16 protein-coding genes are annotated in these 17,739 nt (G+C 44.4%); 8 read left to right on the top strand and 8 right to left on the bottom strand.

What is annotated here, in order from left to right:
* Positions 1-22: 22 nt before the first annotated feature.
* The 7 genes from AC3IRK_RS03995 to AC3IRK_RS04025 all read left to right on the top strand — a co-directional run bounded on the left by AC3IRK_RS03995 (position 23) and on the right by AC3IRK_RS04025 (position 8,394).
* On the top strand, positions 23-400 hold the full coding sequence (locus AC3IRK_RS03995; RefSeq protein WP_012369636.1) for a response regulator: 378 nt from the start codon (positions 23-25) through the stop codon (positions 398-400).
* Positions 381-2,945, top strand: a complete 2,565-nt coding sequence (locus AC3IRK_RS04000) for an ATP-binding protein (RefSeq protein WP_188005210.1) — start codon at positions 381-383, stop codon at positions 2,943-2,945. The genes AC3IRK_RS03995 and AC3IRK_RS04000 overlap by 20 nt, the downstream gene beginning before the upstream one ends.
* Before the next feature lie 62 nt (positions 2,946-3,007).
* Entirely contained in the window at positions 3,008-3,388 is a 381-nt protein-coding gene (locus AC3IRK_RS04005; RefSeq protein WP_489170424.1) for a DUF1516 family protein, read from the top strand.
* 150 nt (positions 3,389-3,538) lie between these two features.
* Complete coding sequence (locus AC3IRK_RS04010) at positions 3,539-4,537, top strand: class I SAM-dependent methyltransferase (RefSeq protein WP_214854166.1); 999 nt, start codon at positions 3,539-3,541, stop codon at positions 4,535-4,537.
* Positions 4,538-4,641: 104 nt separating this feature from the next.
* Positions 4,642-6,132, top strand: a complete 1,491-nt coding sequence (locus AC3IRK_RS04015) for a phytoene desaturase family protein (RefSeq protein WP_489170425.1) — start codon at positions 4,642-4,644, stop codon at positions 6,130-6,132.
* Positions 6,129-7,601, top strand: a complete 1,473-nt coding sequence (locus AC3IRK_RS04020) for a phytoene desaturase family protein (protein ID WP_131503901.1) — start codon at positions 6,129-6,131, stop codon at positions 7,599-7,601. The genes AC3IRK_RS04015 and AC3IRK_RS04020 overlap by 4 nt, the downstream gene beginning before the upstream one ends.
* A complete protein-coding gene (locus AC3IRK_RS04025) occupies positions 7,567-8,394 on the top strand; it encodes a phytoene/squalene synthase family protein (RefSeq protein WP_489170426.1) in 828 nt (275 codons plus the stop codon). Before AC3IRK_RS04020 ends, AC3IRK_RS04025 begins: the two co-directional genes overlap by 35 nt.
* A 432-nt stretch (positions 8,395-8,826) precedes the next feature.
* Here the strand turns inward: AC3IRK_RS04025 and AC3IRK_RS04030 are convergent, their stop codons facing one another.
* The 7 genes from AC3IRK_RS04030 to AC3IRK_RS04060 form a co-directional block, all read right to left on the bottom strand.
* Positions 8,827-10,299, bottom strand: a complete 1,473-nt coding sequence (locus AC3IRK_RS04030) for a phytoene desaturase family protein (protein WP_131503903.1) — start codon at positions 10,297-10,299, stop codon at positions 8,827-8,829.
* Between the two features lie 15 nt (positions 10,300-10,314).
* The gene (locus AC3IRK_RS04035; RefSeq protein WP_489170427.1) at positions 10,315-11,391 is read right to left on the bottom strand and encodes a glycosyltransferase family 2 protein; all 1,077 of its coding nucleotides are present in this window, start codon (positions 11,389-11,391) and stop codon (positions 10,315-10,317) included.
* The gene (locus AC3IRK_RS04040) at positions 11,388-12,086 is read right to left on the bottom strand and encodes a lysophospholipid acyltransferase family protein (protein WP_131503905.1); all 699 of its coding nucleotides are present in this window, start codon (positions 12,084-12,086) and stop codon (positions 11,388-11,390) included. The genes AC3IRK_RS04035 and AC3IRK_RS04040 overlap by 4 nt, the downstream gene beginning before the upstream one ends.
* Positions 12,055-12,813 (bottom strand): carotenoid biosynthesis protein, encoded by a 759-nt coding sequence (locus tag AC3IRK_RS04045; protein ID WP_251138685.1) that lies wholly within the window; start codon positions 12,811-12,813, stop codon positions 12,055-12,057. Before AC3IRK_RS04045 ends, AC3IRK_RS04040 begins: the two co-directional genes overlap by 32 nt.
* Before the next feature lie 118 nt (positions 12,814-12,931).
* The gene (pssA, locus tag AC3IRK_RS04050) at positions 12,932-13,678 is read right to left on the bottom strand and encodes a CDP-diacylglycerol--serine O-phosphatidyltransferase (protein ID WP_012369649.1); all 747 of its coding nucleotides are present in this window, start codon (positions 13,676-13,678) and stop codon (positions 12,932-12,934) included.
* 21 nt (positions 13,679-13,699) lie between these two features.
* Positions 13,700-14,167 (bottom strand): Cys-tRNA(Pro) deacylase, encoded by a 468-nt coding sequence (gene ybaK, locus AC3IRK_RS04055; protein ID WP_131973242.1) that lies wholly within the window; start codon positions 14,165-14,167, stop codon positions 13,700-13,702.
* The gene (locus AC3IRK_RS04060; protein ID WP_489170428.1) at positions 14,127-15,509 is read right to left on the bottom strand and encodes an MATE family efflux transporter; all 1,383 of its coding nucleotides are present in this window, start codon (positions 15,507-15,509) and stop codon (positions 14,127-14,129) included. The genes ybaK and AC3IRK_RS04060 overlap by 41 nt, the downstream gene beginning before the upstream one ends.
* Positions 15,510-15,706: 197 nt before the next feature.
* On the opposite strand from AC3IRK_RS04060, the gene AC3IRK_RS04065 reads away from it, so the two are divergent.
* On the top strand, positions 15,707-16,480 hold the full coding sequence (locus tag AC3IRK_RS04065; RefSeq protein ID WP_489170429.1) for an enoyl-CoA hydratase/isomerase family protein: 774 nt from the start codon (positions 15,707-15,709) through the stop codon (positions 16,478-16,480).
* A gap of 59 nt (positions 16,481-16,539) precedes the next feature.
* Here AC3IRK_RS04065 and AC3IRK_RS04070 read toward each other — a convergent pair whose 3' ends face one another.
* The gene (locus tag AC3IRK_RS04070; RefSeq protein ID WP_489170430.1) at positions 16,540-17,691 is read right to left on the bottom strand and encodes a cation:proton antiporter; all 1,152 of its coding nucleotides are present in this window, start codon (positions 17,689-17,691) and stop codon (positions 16,540-16,542) included.
* Positions 17,692-17,739 lie beyond the last annotated feature (48 nt).

Genomic DNA, 17,739 nt, shown 5'->3' on the forward strand with positions numbered 1-17,739 from the left:
GATACCGTAGGAGGTTTTATAGATGGCACGTATTTTATTAGCGGAAGACGAAGATGTGTTACGCATGTTGGTGCTCGATACATTAGAAGATGAAGGGTATACGATTGATGAAGCGACAGATGGTGATGAAGCCTATCAGAAAATCATGAGTCAGCATTATGATCTCGTTTTGCTCGATTATATGATGCCGGGAATGACGGGGATTGAAGTCATCGAAAAGGTACGACGTCATCCGGACAAACAAAATTTAAAAATCATGATGTTAACAGCAAAAAGCCAACAATCTGATCGGGAACGGGCAGAAGAAATTGGAGCGAATTATTTCTTTTCTAAACCGTTTAGTCCACTCGAATTGATTGATGTCGTAGGAGGAATATTGAGTGATCATCCAGTGGATTAATCGAAAAATCGGACGCCAGTTAATGGCCTCCTTTTATATCGTTTTAACGACACTTATGATTTCTTCACTGATTGTCTACAATTATACCGATACGAAATTACAAGAAACCCGATTGAAGCTAGAAGACATAAGAGAACGAAGTGCCCGTGCCGGCGCACTGTGGGAAGAATGGCAGGACCTGCAGTTTAACATGCGGGGCTATGCGCTGATTGGTGATCAGGAAATTTATCAGAAGATGGTCAATCAACGGAAAACCATTGATGAACAAACACGCTGGTTTGAAGAAAATGCAATTTATCAACAAGGAAAAGATTATGCACGTTCTTCACGTGAACTCTATGCGTACTACTTCGAGTCGATTTTGCCGTTGATCCAATCGTATGTGGAAGCGAAGGAATCCGGAACGGTCACGGAATCTTTTTTGGAAGGGAAGACACTAACTTCCTTACCGCTCGGAAAAGAGTTGCAGGCGAATGGACGAATCAAGCTAGACACTTCTGGAAACATTGATGTCTTGTCGGAAATCAATAAAAGTGAGTTAGCACTTGGCGGATATCGAGACTTTTTAGAAGACTGGTCAGAAAAAACAAGCGGACAGTTGGAGCGGGAAATTCAGACGACTCAACTGATTTGGCTGTCGAACATCATCGTATTAGTCGGTGTATTGATCTTCTTCGTTTATCCGTTCATTCGTAAAATTACAGCAGAGTTGTTATCACTCGTCAAAAATAGCCAACGTCTAGCCGGTGGTGAAGACATCAAACATGTCAAAGTTTCTGGACGGAAAGATGAGATTGGAATTTTAGCTTTGTCCTTCAATCAAATGGCGAGCTCGATTTCCGAAAATAAACAACATCTTTTAGCCAAAAACGAAGAATTGCAGGCACAGCAGGAAGAACTGCAGGCGCAACAGGAAGAATTGCAGGCGCAGCAGCAGGAACTGGAGGAAGCACTCGAGTTGACGATGCGCAACGAACAACACCTGCAATACCGTAATGATTTGACTGAAACGCTGGCAGCAAGGGAAGCGTTGACGGCTTATCCGGAAATCATTGAAAAGTTAATTGCCATCACGGATTCGGAAATCGGAGCGCTTGTCTTCGTCGATGAAGGATCTGCCTACTCGATTGTGACACACGGGATGACAGATGAACTTTCGGAGCGGTTGTTAGGAAGCGATCTTTCTTTATTGAAACGGGCTGAGTCATTGAAAAAAGCTGTCCATTCCTCTAAACAGGTCGCAAGTGATCATCCGTTACCGTATCCATACTATATGTATGAGACGGCAGTCCCGATTCTCGATCCGGCGTCGGAAGAAGCAATCGCGTTCATTTATCTGGTTCGTTACCGGGACCAGTTTACGAATGAACAGATGCGTGACATCATGTCATTTTCACGTCAGCTGTCTCTGTCGTTGCTCCGCATGCGGTTATTTGATGAAATGAACCGTGAGAAGACGAAAACAGAACGGATTCTGGACTCAATTCGTGAAGCCGTCATCTATATCGAACCGGGAAAAGACGAAGTATTCGTCAATCGTCCTTTGTATGATCTGTTTCCAGAACTTCAATATGGAGCGACAAAAAACGAAACCCTTCAAGGGTGTCTCGATACCATTCATGCTGTCGTGGATGAACCGGAAGTGTTTGCACGCTATATGGAAGGTATCTTACGAGGCGAAGTTCCAAAAGACAGTCTCCAGTTTTCAATCCATCAACAAGTCGTCTTTATTCAGTTTTATGTAGAAACGATTGAAGTCGAAGGAATTCGAAAAGGAACGATGCTCGTCTTGCGTGATGTGACGAAGGAAACAGAGATGGACCGTCTGAAATCGGAGTTGGTCTCGACTGTCTCCCACGAATTACGGACTCCGTTATCTTCCATCTATGGTTTTACGGAACTGATGTTGAACCGGAAGATGGATCTTTCAAAACAAGACAAGTATTTAAAAACCATCCATTCAGAAACGGAACGTTTATCGAATCTCGTCAATGATTTTCTTGATGTTCAACGGATGGAAGCGAGAATTCAATCCTATCAAAAAGGATTACTTAATCTACAACCGCTTTTAGAAGAAACGACTCAATTCTATGCGGCGTCGACAACAAACCATACGATCACGTTCCATTCCTTAACAGACATTTGTCCGCTGATTGAAGCGGATGAGGAAAAAATGAAGCAGTTGATGAATAATCTATTGAACAATGCCGTCAAGTACTCTCCGTTAGGCGGTAATATCGAAGTCGTATTGGAAGCAAATCGACACCATGTCCAGTTTGCCGTACGAGACGAAGGAATCGGAATTCCGAAATCGGCTTTGGCGAAGTTATTCGACAAATTTTATCGGGTGGATAATTCAGACAGCCGGAAAATTGGCGGGACAGGTCTGGGTCTTGCAATTTGTAAGGAAATCGTCGAAGGACATGACGGAGAGATTACGGTCGAGTCGATTGAAAAGCAGGGCAGCACGTTTACTGTGAAGCTACCGACACACGTCTCGGAGTACGCCGTTATTTCTGACGGAATTGATATGTCAGGAAAATAACACTATATCTGAAGCTTAAAATCAGATACGATGAATGGAGAATGAATAAAGGGGGAATTCAAATGCCGATTACTGCATTTGTACACACACACGTTTTATTATGGGTTTTACTGCTCGTTACATTTTTTGTTGCATTCTCGATGTACAAAAATGGAAAAAGTGCTGCCAAAGGTGTTCACATGGCGTTTCGTCTCTTTTTGCTCTTGACGTTTGCGACCGGACTTTATCTTTACATCAAAATCATGGGTATGTCCGCTAATCCGGATGGTTTGTATCACGCCAAGATTACAGCAGGTCTCCTCGTCTTGATTTTGGGTGAGTTGACACTCGTTCGTTTGAAAAAAGGAAAATCTTATTCTGGTTTCTTACTTGGATTTGGAGTGCTGGTTCTCGTAACAATTTTCCTTGGTTACTCGTTACCATACGGCATGCAATTCTTCTAAATCGATTTTAATCAAAACGACAAAAAAATAATCTGTTTGTTTGGTTTACACACGTTTCTCATGATAGAGAGGAACGTGTGTTTTTTTGTGTTTACAATCTGTTGTTATTTGGGAAAAGGGATATATTACGCAGTCGAGAGGGGAACGCTTGTGGCACAGTTGAAAGAATGGACAAAAGTTTTCCGGGCAAGAAAGTGGATGAAGCGAGCAGAACCGATTTTACCGTTATGGCACGGTTATATTGGATATAAGTATGGTCTGTTTGATGTTTTAGGATCAGGGGCGACACGGGCCGAAGCACAAGTCCGTCTTAAGCAGCCGTTGACGACAGAAGCCTTATCCCGTTGGTTTGAAGTCGGGTTGGCGGTAGGACATTTAAAAAAGAAAGACTTGCGCTATACAGCGACACGTCATGTTTTACCTGAATTATCAAAAACAGATGAGAGAAGCATCGGTTTTATGTTATCCGAGTTGATGGAACTTCATCTGCCTGCCTTGTTCTCTTATCCGCAATTTTTAGAACATGGTCAACAAAAAAAGTTTGATGGCGAAGAACACGGCGACATCGTAGCAGAAACATCTGCGCTGGTGGAAACTGTTGCATTTCCTGCTGTCCGTCACATCATCCGCAGTCAAAATGTGACATCACTACTTGATATCGGCTGTGCCTACGGTGGTTACTTACGTAAAATTCACGAAGCATTGCCTGAACTACGACTGGCAGGAATTGATATCGAGGAATCGGTCATCGCGGAAGCGAAACGACGGGATACGACCGGAGAAATTGATTTTACTGTCGGGGATATTAAAACATACGACGTCAAAGAAACATATGACGGCGTCATGATGAACAACATTTTGTATTATTTCCCGAAAGAAGAACGGCTTCGTCTTTTAGAAGGTGTCCGGCGTTTCCTTAAAGATGACGGGACGGTCATTTTGGTCACACCATTACGCGACAGTGAACATGGTGCACCATTCTCCGCGGCATTCAATGCGTTCATGACGTTACATGAAAATCTTTACCCGTTGCCGGGGAAAGAAGAATTGACAGAACAACTTCATGCTGCCGGTTTTAAAAATGTGTCGATTTCACCATTTTTAAAAGAAGGAGCTTGGTATATCGTAACTGCAAACGCCACTTCCTAAAGGAAGCTTGGCGTTTTTACAGTTTCAGGACAGTTCAGATTTGTGGGGAGTAGTATGTGATTAGTATAATAGTTAAAACGAGTAGAGAAAAGGGAGAGATTCATGTGAAGCAGCGTGTAGCCGTTATTGGAGCAGGACCTGGAGGGCTCGCTTGTGCGATGTTGCTGGCAGGTAGAGGAATAGATGTCACCGTATATGAAAAACAACCGATCGTTGGGGGACGAACGTCTCGCGTACAGGTCGGAGATTATCAATTTGACCGTGGTCCTACCTTTTTAAATATGCCGCACATTTTAGAAAATTTGTTTACAAGTATCGGTCTGGATATGAAGGACTATTTGGATTTGAAAGCGCTGGATCCGATGTACACCCTCTATTTTAACGGGGGAAAAGATCACTTTACGATGACGACGGATCGTGATCGGATGAAACAAACGATTGAGCAGCATTTCCCTGGAAATGGGGAAGGGTATGACCGTTTCATGGCAGAACAAGCCTTGAAGCTGGCGAAACTGATGCCGATACTGCAGACGAAGCACGATAAACTAACGGATTATCTGTCTCCACGCGTCATTACGGCACTTCCGCGTCTTTCTCTTGGGCGTTCTTTATATGATGTCCTGTCCGATTATTTTACGAGTGAAGAATTGAAATATGCCTTTACGTTCCAAGCTAAATATTTAGGCATGTCAGCTTGGGAGTGCCCGGGTGGCTTTTCTATCTTGTCTTATATGGAACATGCTTACGGTGTCCATCATCCAATCGGTGGAATGAATCAAATCCCAGAAGCGATGAAACGGGCAGTGGAAGAACTCGGGGGAACCGTCCATCTTAATACAGGGATCAGTCAATTGATTTTGGAAGGGACGACCACGACAGGAGTCATCCTCGAGTCGGGTGAACATGTTCTATACGATGATGTCGTTGTCGGAGCAGACTTTGCGCATGCGATGAATCATCTTGTTCCTGAAGGTGTTTTAAAAAAATGGTCGCGTCCGAAAATTGATCGTAAAAAGTTCTCTTGTTCGACGTTCATGCTGTACTTAGGTGTCAATAAATCATTTGATGCCCCGCACCATACGATTTATTTTGCTGATGATTATGAAAGAAATGTCCGGGAGATGACTCAGACATTGGAATTATCAGATGACTTTTCATTTTATGTCCAAAATCCATCAATCATCGACGGAACACTTGCACCGAAAGGGAAATCATCTTTGTACGTCTTAGTACCCGTTCCGAATAATTATTCCGAACTTGACTGGGCGATTGAAGGACCTAAACTGCGTCGTCGTGTCCTCGATGCACTGGAACACCGTTCTCCATATAAAGGTGTCGAAGCAGCAATTGAAGTGGAAGAGATGTTTACACCAGATGACTGGGAAGCGATGGGCGTGCACCAAGGGGCAACATTTAATTTGGGACATCAATTAACACAAATGATGTACTTTAGACCACACAATCGTTTTGAAGAACTGCATCACGTTTATTTAGTGGGAGGCGGAACACATCCTGGAAGTGGACTTCCGACCATCTTTGAATCAGCTCGGATCACGGCGGACTTATTGACAAGTGAAGTAGGTGTCGGAAAATGAAGATTGGATTCGTCGGAGCAGGTGTCGGAACTTTACACGCCGCGTTATTGTTAACAAAACGATACCCGGAAGTGGAAATCACGATTTTTGAAAAAGAGTCACGTGCAGGTGGTCGACTCGCTTCTGTTGATTTCGAGACAGGCGGAAGAATTGACCAGGGTCCCACAATCGTCTTGATGCCTGGAAAACTCCAGGAACAACTGAAAGAAGCTGGTCTGGAAGGTGTTGAGCTGGAGCGGATTGACCCGTTGTATGATCTGCATTTTGATGACGGAACGATTGTGACAAAACAAGCGGATGTGGTCGATCAAACGATTGCGATTGAGCGTCAATTTGGAGAAGGTCGCGGATTCCAAGAATTTATGCAACAAAAAGCAAAGGATTATGACGTCAGCGTATCGAAATTTTTAGAGCGGACCTATTTCCGTAAACGTGATTTGTTACATCCGGATATGTTAGCACCTTTAGTAAAGATGCATGCGATGGAAACAGCACATGATCATTTAAAACGTTTCTTTAAAAGTAAACACTTGCGAATGGCTTACAGTTTTCCGACTTTTTATATTGGAGGAAATCCTTATACGACACCTTCGATTTATGGACTGATTCCTTATCGGGAACAAGAAGAGGGCGTCTGGTACGTTAAAGGCGGATACTTCTCTTTAGCGGAGCGGATGTACGAAGTATTAGTCGAGCGAGGGGTTACGTTCAAGTTCAATCAACCGGTCGACCGTGTTTTGATACAACAAGGTCAGGCGAAGGGACTTGTCGCTGCAGGGCAAGAATACACGTATGATACCGTTGTCTTGAACGGTGAATTTCCATTGATGGAATACCTGGTAGAAGGTAAGCAACCGAAAAAGTATGTGCCATCCGGCGGAACATTACTGTTGTACTTTAAAATTGACGGGAAAGTCGATTTACCGGTTCATCGTTTTTTAATGCCAAGTGATTTAAAACCGTTGATGACGTCCATCTTCAAAAAAAATGAGTTGCCAGAACATCCTGCTGTCTATTTATTTAATCCAAGCAAGATTGATGACTCGCTGACGGAATCAGGTACAAGTGTCGTCTATGCATTAGTGCCATCACCACGCGGATTTAATCAAGAGAACTATGAAGCGCACGGGTTTATTGATCAGATTTCAGAAAAAATCGAGCAGCATTTACCTGGTTTCCAAAGTAAAGTTACAGAAATGAAAATACGCACACCTCAAGACGCACAAGATTTTGGGTTGTATGAAGGTGGAAGTTTTGGTATTGCACCGACGATTCGTCAATCAGCCGCCTTGAAAACACAAGCCAAACCTTATGCTGATATTGATCGGTTGTATGCAGTAGGCGCATCTGTCCATCCGTGTGGAGGCGTTCCGATCGTCATGATGGGAGCGACATTACTTGTCAATCGAATGGAACAAGAGATGAGGTGGAAAAATGGATACAGTGACGAACGCATATCTAATATGTGAACAAACGATTCAAGATGGATCAAAAACCTTTTATAAAGCCTTCTCTTTATTGCCGAGACAGGATCGAATGGCAGTATACGCCATCTATACGTTTTGTCGTCATCTTGATGATACGGTAGATGAATCAGCGACTCCGAAAGAAAGTTTAGCGGAATTTTTGGAAGAGTTTCGTTTATTTCGATCCGGTCAATCGATTAATAAACCATTATGGATTGCACTCGCAGATGTCTTTAAAAGATATGAGATGGATGAAACGCCATTTTTAGAACTGGCAGAAGGCATGCGGTGGGATATCGAGAAAAACCGATATCAATCACTGGAAGAGACGGAAAAGTACAGTTATTACGTCGCGAGTACAGTTGGTTTGATGTTGTTGCCGATTCTTGCACCCAAACAAAATGATTTACGGGAGTCAGCCATTCAATTAGGAATCGCGATGCAATTAACAAACATTCTTCGCGATGTAGGCGAGGATGCAAAACGAGGACGCGTCTATTTACCGAAAGACTGGATGGATCAGTATGGTGTGACGACGGAATCGTTGCTGACGGGAACCCCTTCCGGTGATTTTGCTGGATTGTGGGAAGCATTGGCGTTAAGAGCCGAACATTTATATGATGCAGCAACGCCTTGGTTTGATCGCTACCCGAAAGAAAGTCGCCGTGCGCTGAAAGTGGCGTCCTTACTTTACCGGGGGATTCTGGACGCGGCACGGGATAATCAATATGATGTGTTCACAAAACGTGCCTATGTCAGCCGGTGGCAAAAGATGAAGTTACTCGCTACGATTTAACGAAAACCCCATAAAAAAAAGACCTTGGCGGGGACCAAGGTCTTTTTTTTATGGAGTTTAGACCGGGGAGTCTAAACTGAAATCTGTTTGTACAAAATCAGATACATAGTTCCAACAAGACAGGTCGCGATCCACGGGGATGGATCTGTTAATGATTGAGCCATCTGTAAACTGATTGGGATGAGACGATCTAAGGGGGAACGTCGTAAGTCATGCCAAACAGTTTACGGTGGTGTATCTATTGAACAAGTGGGTCTTGAACAAATGATTGAGACAAAACAGATATGTTAAGTTCCTAAACGCTTTTGACTCGGGGAAGTCACCATGCGCTTGATTGAGGATGTGGGGTCAATCACTACCTCTTGAACTCGAAGTAATCGTATCAAATCTAAGTTGTCCGTACAAGTAATTGATATGCAATTCACATAACGTTCACAGGGTGGAGGCGACAGCGGACACGATTCGTTCGCTTGCCAGTTTTCCTGAAAGCGTTACCATTGGACTACCGCCACCGGGATGCGTCGATCCGCCGGCAAAAAACAAATTGTGAACATTCTTTGAACGGTTGCTTGGACGCATGAAAGCGCCACGTGTGCCGTTTGAAGAAAGACCATACAGCGAACCATGATATGCTGAAAATTTTTGTTCAATGTCTTGCGGAGTGATCCGCTGTTCGAATAAAACATCAGACGTGATATCGATTCCGAACTGTTGCAGACGTTGATTGATAATTTTATCATACGTATCAAAATCAATGGCAGACCCTTTATGAGTAGCTGGAGCATTTACAAGAACAAACAGATTATCGCCGGCTTCTCCCATTTCCGGTGCAGTGACCGAAGAGTTCGAGATGTAAATGGTCGGTTCTTCTGCATAACGATTTTGATTGAACAAAGCCTCGAACTCAGCTTCATAATCAGAAGAGAAAAAGACATTGTGATGTGCGAGTCCATCAATACGGCGTCCAAGTCCGATACACCGGACATAAGCAGAAATCGACGGCTCCATTTGTGAAGGTGTTGGATTTTTGAAGTCAGGCCGGACGGTTTCTGAAATCAATCGTGGATACTGTGTCAGCAAGTCCCCGTTTAAAACGATGAAATCAACAGACAGATAATCTACGTGATTGAGTTCAATTTCTGTTGCCAACTGATTTGTCACTTCAATCTGTGTCACTTCGTCTCCTAACCGGAAAGTAACACCAAGTTCACGGGCACGACGGGCAAATCCTTCGGCGATGGTCGTATTTCCGCCACGGGTGAAATACACACCGTCATTTAACTCGAGATGGGCAATCAAACCGAATGTAGCGGGTGCTTGAAACGGACTGCTTCCAATGTAGGTCGCATAGCGGTCAAGTGCTTGAATCAGCTGGGGATCCTTAAAATATTTTTTGTGCAGTCCATGAAGTGTCTTTAAAGGGTGAACCTTGATCATGTCGCGTAATAAGGAAAAATTGAAATAAGAGTCGATATTGATGAAAAATTGTTGTTTAGCGATGTTGTACAGTTCTCTAACCTCGTCCTGGTAGCCCGTAATGTCATTTTTAGCAAGCTGACCATTCGTGAAGCGGTCGACTTCAGTCCGCATCGCCTCACGACCACTGGCGAACGTTAACGAACGTCCATCCGGAAAGTGATTGACGGTATGACGTGGCAATTTTTCAAACGTAAAGTAGTCATCCGGATCTGCTCCTGACTCTAAAATGACGGATTGAAAGATTTCAGGCATCGTGATGGTATTGGGACCGAAGTCAAACCGGTGTCCCTCAGACGTAATCGGCATCATCTTTCCACCGATGTGTTCGTTGCGTTCAATGACAGTAACGTTAAACCCTTTTGAAGCCAGTGAGATGGCGGCACTCAAACCGCCAAGCCCCGCTCCGATGACTGCGATATGCTTCATAACAATAAAGCCTCCTTAAGAATATGTCCGACCCTTCCAACTGATTTCCCTTTTATTGAATCTTCGAATCATCGCCGTCGCAAGCAGGACGACATAAAGAATGACCGCAAGTGGATGCCAAAGCCAGGCATGAAAAATCATTGCCTTCCCGTCAATGCGGTAACGGGCAATCATGATCAAAAGAAAAGCTCCGAGTGTCCAAATCGACGGGAATATGAACACGAGTGGTAAAGCGGCGGCTTGGACAAGGTAAAACAACAGGAAATAGCTGCCTACTGCATAAGAATCGTTCATACCGCGGAAAACGTTTTTCAGGAAACCTTGCCAGACATCGCGGTTAGTCGCATACATGTCACAGCTAACATAGGGAGCCACATGAACGAGTGTCGTAGTAAAACCATTTTGTTTAAAAGCACGACACAGCTCCAAATCGTCGACGAGTGCCATTTGAATGGCTTGATGTCCACCGACGTGTTCGTAAGCTTGCCTTTCGACGAGCACGACCATACCGTTTGCCGCTGCAAAGGCAGGATGTTTGACCTTCCGAAAGGCAATCGGCAGATGTTGGGCAATCAAGACGTGCTGCATCGGAATCAGACACTTTCCGAGAAAGGTCGGAACGGGGAATGACGGGAAGCCCGACAGGAACACAGCCTGTTCTTTTTGCAATGTCGCATAGAGCCGGGGAATCGTATCTGCTGCCAAAGTAATATCAGCGTCTAAGAACAACAGGTACTCTTCATACGTCGCACTCGCGAGTTGATGACAAGCATGGACTTTCCCAGCCCAGCCAGATGGTAAATCAAGACCATCGATGATTGTGAACTGGTCCTCTCTGCCGACAAGGCGGACTAGCAAATCACGTGTCTGATCAGTCGAGCGGTCTTCATATAAATAGACATGCATATTCGGATGAAGCGCTTGTCGTAACGAACGAATCAGTTTCTCGACATTCCGTTCTTCATTTCGAAGTGGAATACAGATTGCAAGACTTGGCGGAAGAACAGGTTCACTTAATTTCGGTAAAAAGGACAGATTGATGAACGTGTAGAGACAAACAAAAGTTGCAATGACGAACAGTACTACCATCATGAACGGATCGCCTGTAACCACTGTTCCGTTTTAGCGGGGAGCGGCTCCTTTCTCGTAGTCAATACACGATATGATTCAATCCGTTCTTCGATTGCGTCAGTCCGGACGTCATCATACAGTCGGGTCATCGCATTCGTTAGATAACGTAACTGCTCCGAACTTCGTGAATCGGGCAGCTGGATCGTCCGGGTCCGGATATAGACGTCCGGCTGTTGTTCATGACTGAAGGAATAGTAAAACGAAAACAGGGAGATGGAGCGGGCTGATTTTGCCAGATGTGTTGCTCCGCTGCTGAGCTGAAGCGGCCGTTCTTCCTGATGCCGCTCTTCTCCTTGAGGGAACATCCAGACACTGCTACCGTTTGCGAGTTGATTTTTTGCATACTGCAGGCTTTGTTTGATTTCCGCAAACGAACTCCGGTCAATGGAAAAGCCGCCGAGTCGAGTAAAGAAAGGAAAACGTTCCAGTCCCTGCTCATCAATCATGACGTAAGGGTCGTGACGCAAAACCGTTTGATCGAGATGAAACAAAATCATGCCGTCCCACCACGATCCGTGCGTCGCGAGCATCAAGCCGGGGGTCGGTAAATCATCCGCCCGGTAGAGAATCCGGTGGAATTGTTTTCTGATTAAACGTTCTTTGACGTATAGATGAAAAGCGTATTCAGCCAACTTGTTTTTGTTTGCTTTTTGCAAAAGGAACACCTCCTTGTGTAAGCCAATACGTGACACCTGCGAGAAGGCTGATCAACGTGACACCGTAAAGACCGGCGACACCTGCCGTCAGACCGAACAGCGTATGGAGCATTAAAAACAGATACTGGTTGTTTCGCTCAAGTGCCGTAATGGTAACCTGCTGTTCGAACCGGGAAATCAGAAGCGCAAAGAAAAGTGCCGTTCCATACCAGCCCAAAAAGTTTTGGGTTGGTATGTCATAATACAATCCACCATTTTGCCAGATCCAATACGATTTGACGTTAGCTGCTACCGGATCGATCGCTAAATCCAACCAAACGGCAAACAGCGGCACCAGAATCACAGTATTGAAGCGAAATGGAAACCGGCGTGAGAAGGCAAGACTTGCTCCCATGACGGATAACCAGGCGGCACCGATCGTAATGGGTACACCGAGCAGTTGCACACCAAAATCTGCTTCATAGGCGTATGTACCGAACGGCCACCCCGTATGGACGCCGATGGATTCGATAAGAATTGAACCGAAGAAAATCACCGGAATGATGAAGCGTCCTTTTGGCAGGGCATCCCAAAGATAAAGAGCAGCATACAAGCCGGATGCAAATAAAAACACGGCGTTCGCCCACTCAAGCCAAGGGGGCAGTAACGAGAAACCGACTAAAATCAGTCCGATGAAAAACCAAATCGTGAAAAATAACCAAAGTTTTTTTTGAAATCGATCCATCATAAGTGTGTCCTCCATCTTAATTTATTCTGATATTAGTATACCTGTAGGAAAGGGCGCCGAGCCAGAATGGAGGTGGAATTCATAGTATTAAAAAAACAGACCGTATGCAGCGGTCTGCTTAATCGATTTGATGATTTTTTTGTTTTTTCTTTTTGATGAAGGAAAATAATAAAAAAGCGATATACAACGGAACTGCGACGAACCAGAAGGTCGACCACTCGTTGCTGCGGGCAATCATCACATAAGTTACATACAGCAGTGTAAATGTGATGACGAATGTGTGTCTCGGTACCGGAATATCCTTGAAGCTCGGAATCTTGACTCGACTTACCATCAAAAAAGCAAGAGCCGTAAAGACGAGCGGCACCATTAAATCATTCATACGTCCACTGAACAGGGTGACGACAGCTAAAATACCTCCAGCCGCTGTAATCGGGACACCGGAAAAATAAGCTGAAGCTACATTGGTAGCTGAAAGATTGAAACGGGCTAAGCGAAAGGCACCAAATAGAGGGAACAAAGCCGCAATCAGCAAACCGATTTCTCCAAAGTCATAAAAATAAGTGTAATATGCCATCATGGCTGGAGCGACACCAAAGGTCACGACATCAGCAAGCGAGTCCAGTTCTTTTCCGAAGTCACCCGCGACACCAAGCATCCGGGCAATCCGACCATCCAAACTGTCGAGCATCATTGCGATGACGATCAGTAGGGTCGCATTTTGAAAATCTCCCCGCGCCGCCATGACGATGGCAAGAAAACCACAGTATAAATTTCCGAACGTAAAGAGGTTCGGAATAGAGTTACGTACACGTTCTTTCCACAAAATGATTCCTCCTGCCACTTCTTCGATACTATCCATCATATCATAAACAACTGGTAGATATCAGCGGTTCATGAAGACAATTCCATTCGTGAAGCGCAGAAAATCATCAGGAGCGAGTTTGATTTGCAGACCACGCTTCCCAGCCGAAATAATGATGAATTCTTGATTCAGAGCCGAATCCGACAAAAGAACCGGAAAAGGTTTTTTCGCACCAATCGGGGCGACACCCCCTCGGATGTACCCCGTTAGTTGCTTCAAGTCTTTCATTGGTACCAAATGTGTTTTCTTAGCAGACACTGTGCGGGCGACGGCTTTTAAACTGACTTCTTCTTCGCCGGAAATGACAGCAAACACATGTTGATGGGAGTCTGTTTCTAAAACTAATGTTTTAAAAATAGACGAAAGCGGGTAATTAATCTTTCTAGCGACATTTTGAGCGGATAAATCCTGTTCATCGACAGGATAGGAAAGCATATCAAACGGGATGTCAGACTGCTTCAGAAGTCTCGCGACGTTCGTTGTGGTCATGTTGGTCTCCTTTGACGACAGCGTATTGAGCCCATTTCCGACTGTTCCAACGTTTCAAGGCAAAGATGCCACGGAACCATTCGTCTGCAGAAAAGGCGATCCAGATACCGAGTAAACCAAGTCCGTAGTGCAAGCCGAGTGTGTAACTAAGAACGACGGCAATTCCCCACATTGAGAGAATACCAATCGCGACAGGGAAACGAACGTCTCCGGCTGATTTCAATGTTCCCATCAGAACGATATTCATCGCACGTCCCGGTTCAAGAATGACACTTGCCCATAATAACGGAATACCGATGGCGATGATTTCCGGGCTAGATGTGAACATCGACAGAATAGATGTGCCGACTGATGCAAGGGCAACGGCAGAGACGAAGCTTGCAAAAACAGCGATTTTCAGCGTTTTTACAGCACGTGTATGCGCTGCTTCAAATTGTTGCGCCCCAACTTGGCGGGCGACTAACAATTGTGTTCCTTGTGCGATGGCTAATGTGAATAAGAAACAAAGCATTGTGATGTTTGAGACATAAACGCGTGCAGAGAGAGCAGACTCTCCGATGGTTGCGATGAAGCCGGTAATGATCAGTTGAGAAAATTGATACGATACACCTTCTCCGGCAGAAGGAATTCCGATGTTCATGATACTTTTAATATCGCGTCGGTTGATTTGCACCAAATCTTTTAACTTAAATCGTAAAGACAGTTTTCGGTAAACAACGAAAAAGAGTAAAGCGACGGCGACAGACCGGGCAATGACGATGGACCAAGCGACTCCGGCGACTCCTAGGACAGGAATACCAAATAATCCGAGGACGGCAATGACATTACCGAAAGCACTCACGAAGTTCATCAGTAACGTGACGTACATAGCATTTTTTGTAAAACCGTGACTGCGTAAGATGGCACCGAGTGTAAGAGAGATGGCTTCCAAGAATAAGAAGAGACCAACAATCTTTAAGAACGTTTCGCCATATACGAGTGTTTCTCCTTCTAAAGAGAAGAATCCGAGCAATTGTTTTCCGAACAAGGCAACAAGGACGGAAATGATTAAACCGATATATAAGTTGATGGAAAAAGCAGATCGTGCGGTCTGGCGAGCATCCTGAATCCGTTTCGCCCCTAGATATTGACCGATGATGATCGTTGCTCCAACGGATGTGATGTTAAACAGGATGATGAAAATGTTCAGCACCTGATTGGAAACACCGACAGCTGCTGCTGCACTGTCTGAATAGTAACTAAGAATCAATGTAGCGATGATTCCGAGGCTCATATGAAGCGCGATTTCAATGAATAGCGGCCATGTAATTTGGAATAATGATTGTTGTTTAACTGTTTTCATAAATTTAATTCCCCTTTAAGTCCTTAAAACGTATTGTCTTTCTGTATCTTTTGGAAACTATACGCCTTCAATTTTCATAATGAAAGAGCAAAAGTGGAGCTTTCATAAAAAAAGAAGGTATTTAAAAGGATTTTCATAAAACATCACGAATACATCATAATGAATGGATGTTCATTTTTGAAATGGAGGGGAATGGAATGAAAACTGAAGTCAGTTATACCGTCGAAGAGCAGATTGCGACTATCACGTTATCACGTCCGGAACGATTAAATGCACTTACAGCAACACTTTTAACAGAGCTAGCGGAGTCCATCGAAGAGGCAAATCAGGATGATAGCGTTCGGGTCATTATTTTGACAGGAGCCGGGCGCGGATTTTGTGCGGGACAAGATTTAAAAACCGTTCAACCTGGCATGGATCATGGCGAATACTTAAAACAATATTATCACCCGGTCATTCGAGCACTTGCGACGACAAAGAAACCAACCATCGCAGCTATTAATGGCGTAGCTGCGGGAGCAGGTTTATCGCTGACATTAGCCTGTGACTTCCGAATCGTGCGGGATGACGCAAAATTATCCCTTGGCTTCATCAATATCGGATTGGTTCCGGATGCGGGTGCCCCTTACTTCTTACCCCGGCTGATTGGATCGGCTAAAGCGTTGGAACTGGCTCTGTTAGGTGAAACGATTACGGCGCAGCAAGCGTACGACTATCACTTGGTAACAAAAAGTGTTGAGACAGGACAGTTTGAACAGGAAGTGGCCTCTTTTGCCGAGCTACTTGCCAATCGCCCGACGAAAGTCATCGGGTATATCAAACAGTTACAAGCAGCAAGTTCCGAATCGACACTCGAGGATATGCTGGCTCAGGAGATTATTTATCAATCCCGTGCCGGAAAGACAGAAGATCATCAGCATGCGGTTCAAGCGTTTTTAGAAAAAAAAGCGCCCGTTTTCAGCGGTCGCTGATGATAGTGTGAACGATCAATAGGACTTTTCGGCAATCCGCCGGAAGGTCCTATTGTGATTCACTTGATTTTTTGTTTGATCTTTTGAGCGGTCGCATGAGTACGATCCGTTAGGCCGGTTGAGATTCGAAATAGCATGATTCCAAGAAAGGCGGAAACAAAAATATACAATCCGGTCAACGTAACAAATGCTCCGCTGGCAAGCGTGATGAATAAAATAGAGAATTCTCCACGTGGTCCTAAACAGAATCCGGACTCAATCGCATGGTAGTTGGAAAGTCCAAAAGCTCGTCCACCGAGAAAGCCGACAAGGAACTTCGACAAAAGTCCCCAGACAACCAGGGCAACGAAAAACCAGTCTAATGGAAGTCCTTCCGTCATTTCAAATGACATCCCGAACGAAATGAAGAATAACGGTAAAAGCAAATCTTGAAATGGTGTGACCAATCTTTTTAAATAACGTGTCTCTTTAATTTCCGTCAATAAAATCCCGACGATGAATGCACCCAGCACTTCGGACAAACCAAATAAGATACCGATTCCTGAGAACGTCAAAATTAATCCGATGATGCCGATTCCGGCGTCAGGATGCCGGTAAAGAGAATCGACGACTCTCGATTTTTGACGGATGAAAACTGTTAAAAAAATCAGGGCACTGAATAAGAAAATAAAGCCAAGGAAAATCGTTCCGACTTTTACGAAGGTGAACTCCTGTGTTCCGAGAACAAAGGGGGCACTTGTCAATAAGAGAGGGGCCGCCAAATCTTCAAAGATAAGTAACGAGAGGACAAACCGATTGACGTCTTTGTGTTTGTCTGGTTCACGGTCGAGCAGACGAGCAGAAATCGATGAACTTGTTGCATAGAGGACACAACCAATTAAAAATGCCTCGGGTACTGAAAAACCAAAGGCCAAGGTCAAGAGGAAGGTACCGCCAAACGATAACAGAAGATCAATCAGTCCCGCTTTCCAGATATTGCGAAACTGGATTAACAAATCAGCGACAGAAAACTTTAAACCCAGCAGGAAAAACAAAACGATGATGCCGGCTTCTCCACCAAGCTTTAATTCTTCCGGTAAATCATAATAAAGACCAAGTATGATTCCAATTAGGATAAAGGCAAGAATGCTCGGGAGATGAAACTTTTCACTGAGATAACTGATGACAAACAAGCCGATCAGAATTAATCCCGCATACAGAAATATTTCCATGAGAGAGTCTTCCCTCCTTTCTTTTCTCTTTACCCTAATTTAAAAGCC

The organism is Exiguobacterium sp. GL_137, assembly GCF_057834585.1.

Bases quoted from the DNA above. Each gene is read 5' to 3' on its own strand.
- AC3IRK_RS03995 (WP_012369636.1), top strand. From the start codon at position 23: ATGGCACGTATTTTATTAGCGGAAGACGAAGATGTGTTACGCATGTTG.
- AC3IRK_RS04005 (WP_489170424.1), top strand. From the start codon at position 3,008: ATGCCGATTACTGCATTTGTACACACACACGTTTTATTATGGGTTTTA.
- AC3IRK_RS04020 (WP_131503901.1), top strand. From the start codon at position 6,129: ATGAAGATTGGATTCGTCGGAGCAGGTGTCGGAACTTTACACGCCGCG.
- AC3IRK_RS04025 (WP_489170426.1), top strand. From the start codon at position 7,567: ATGGATACAGTGACGAACGCATATCTAATATGTGAACAAACGATTCAA.
- AC3IRK_RS04030 (WP_131503903.1), bottom strand. From the start codon at position 10,299: ATGAAGCATATCGCAGTCATCGGAGCGGGGCTTGGCGGTTTGAGTGCC.
- AC3IRK_RS04035 (WP_489170427.1), bottom strand. From the start codon at position 11,391: ATGATGGTAGTACTGTTCGTCATTGCAACTTTTGTTTGTCTCTACACG.
- AC3IRK_RS04045 (WP_251138685.1), bottom strand. From the start codon at position 12,813: ATGATGGATCGATTTCAAAAAAAACTTTGGTTATTTTTCACGATTTGG.
- pssA (WP_012369649.1), bottom strand. From the start codon at position 13,678: ATGATGGATAGTATCGAAGAAGTGGCAGGAGGAATCATTTTGTGGAAA.
- ybaK (WP_131973242.1), bottom strand. From the start codon at position 14,167: ATGACCACAACGAACGTCGCGAGACTTCTGAAGCAGTCTGACATCCCG.
- AC3IRK_RS04060 (WP_489170428.1), bottom strand. From the start codon at position 15,509: ATGAAAACAGTTAAACAACAATCATTATTCCAAATTACATGGCCGCTA.
- AC3IRK_RS04065 (WP_489170429.1), top strand. From the start codon at position 15,707: ATGAAAACTGAAGTCAGTTATACCGTCGAAGAGCAGATTGCGACTATC.
- AC3IRK_RS04070 (WP_489170430.1), bottom strand. From the start codon at position 17,691: ATGGAAATATTTCTGTATGCGGGATTAATTCTGATCGGCTTGTTTGTC.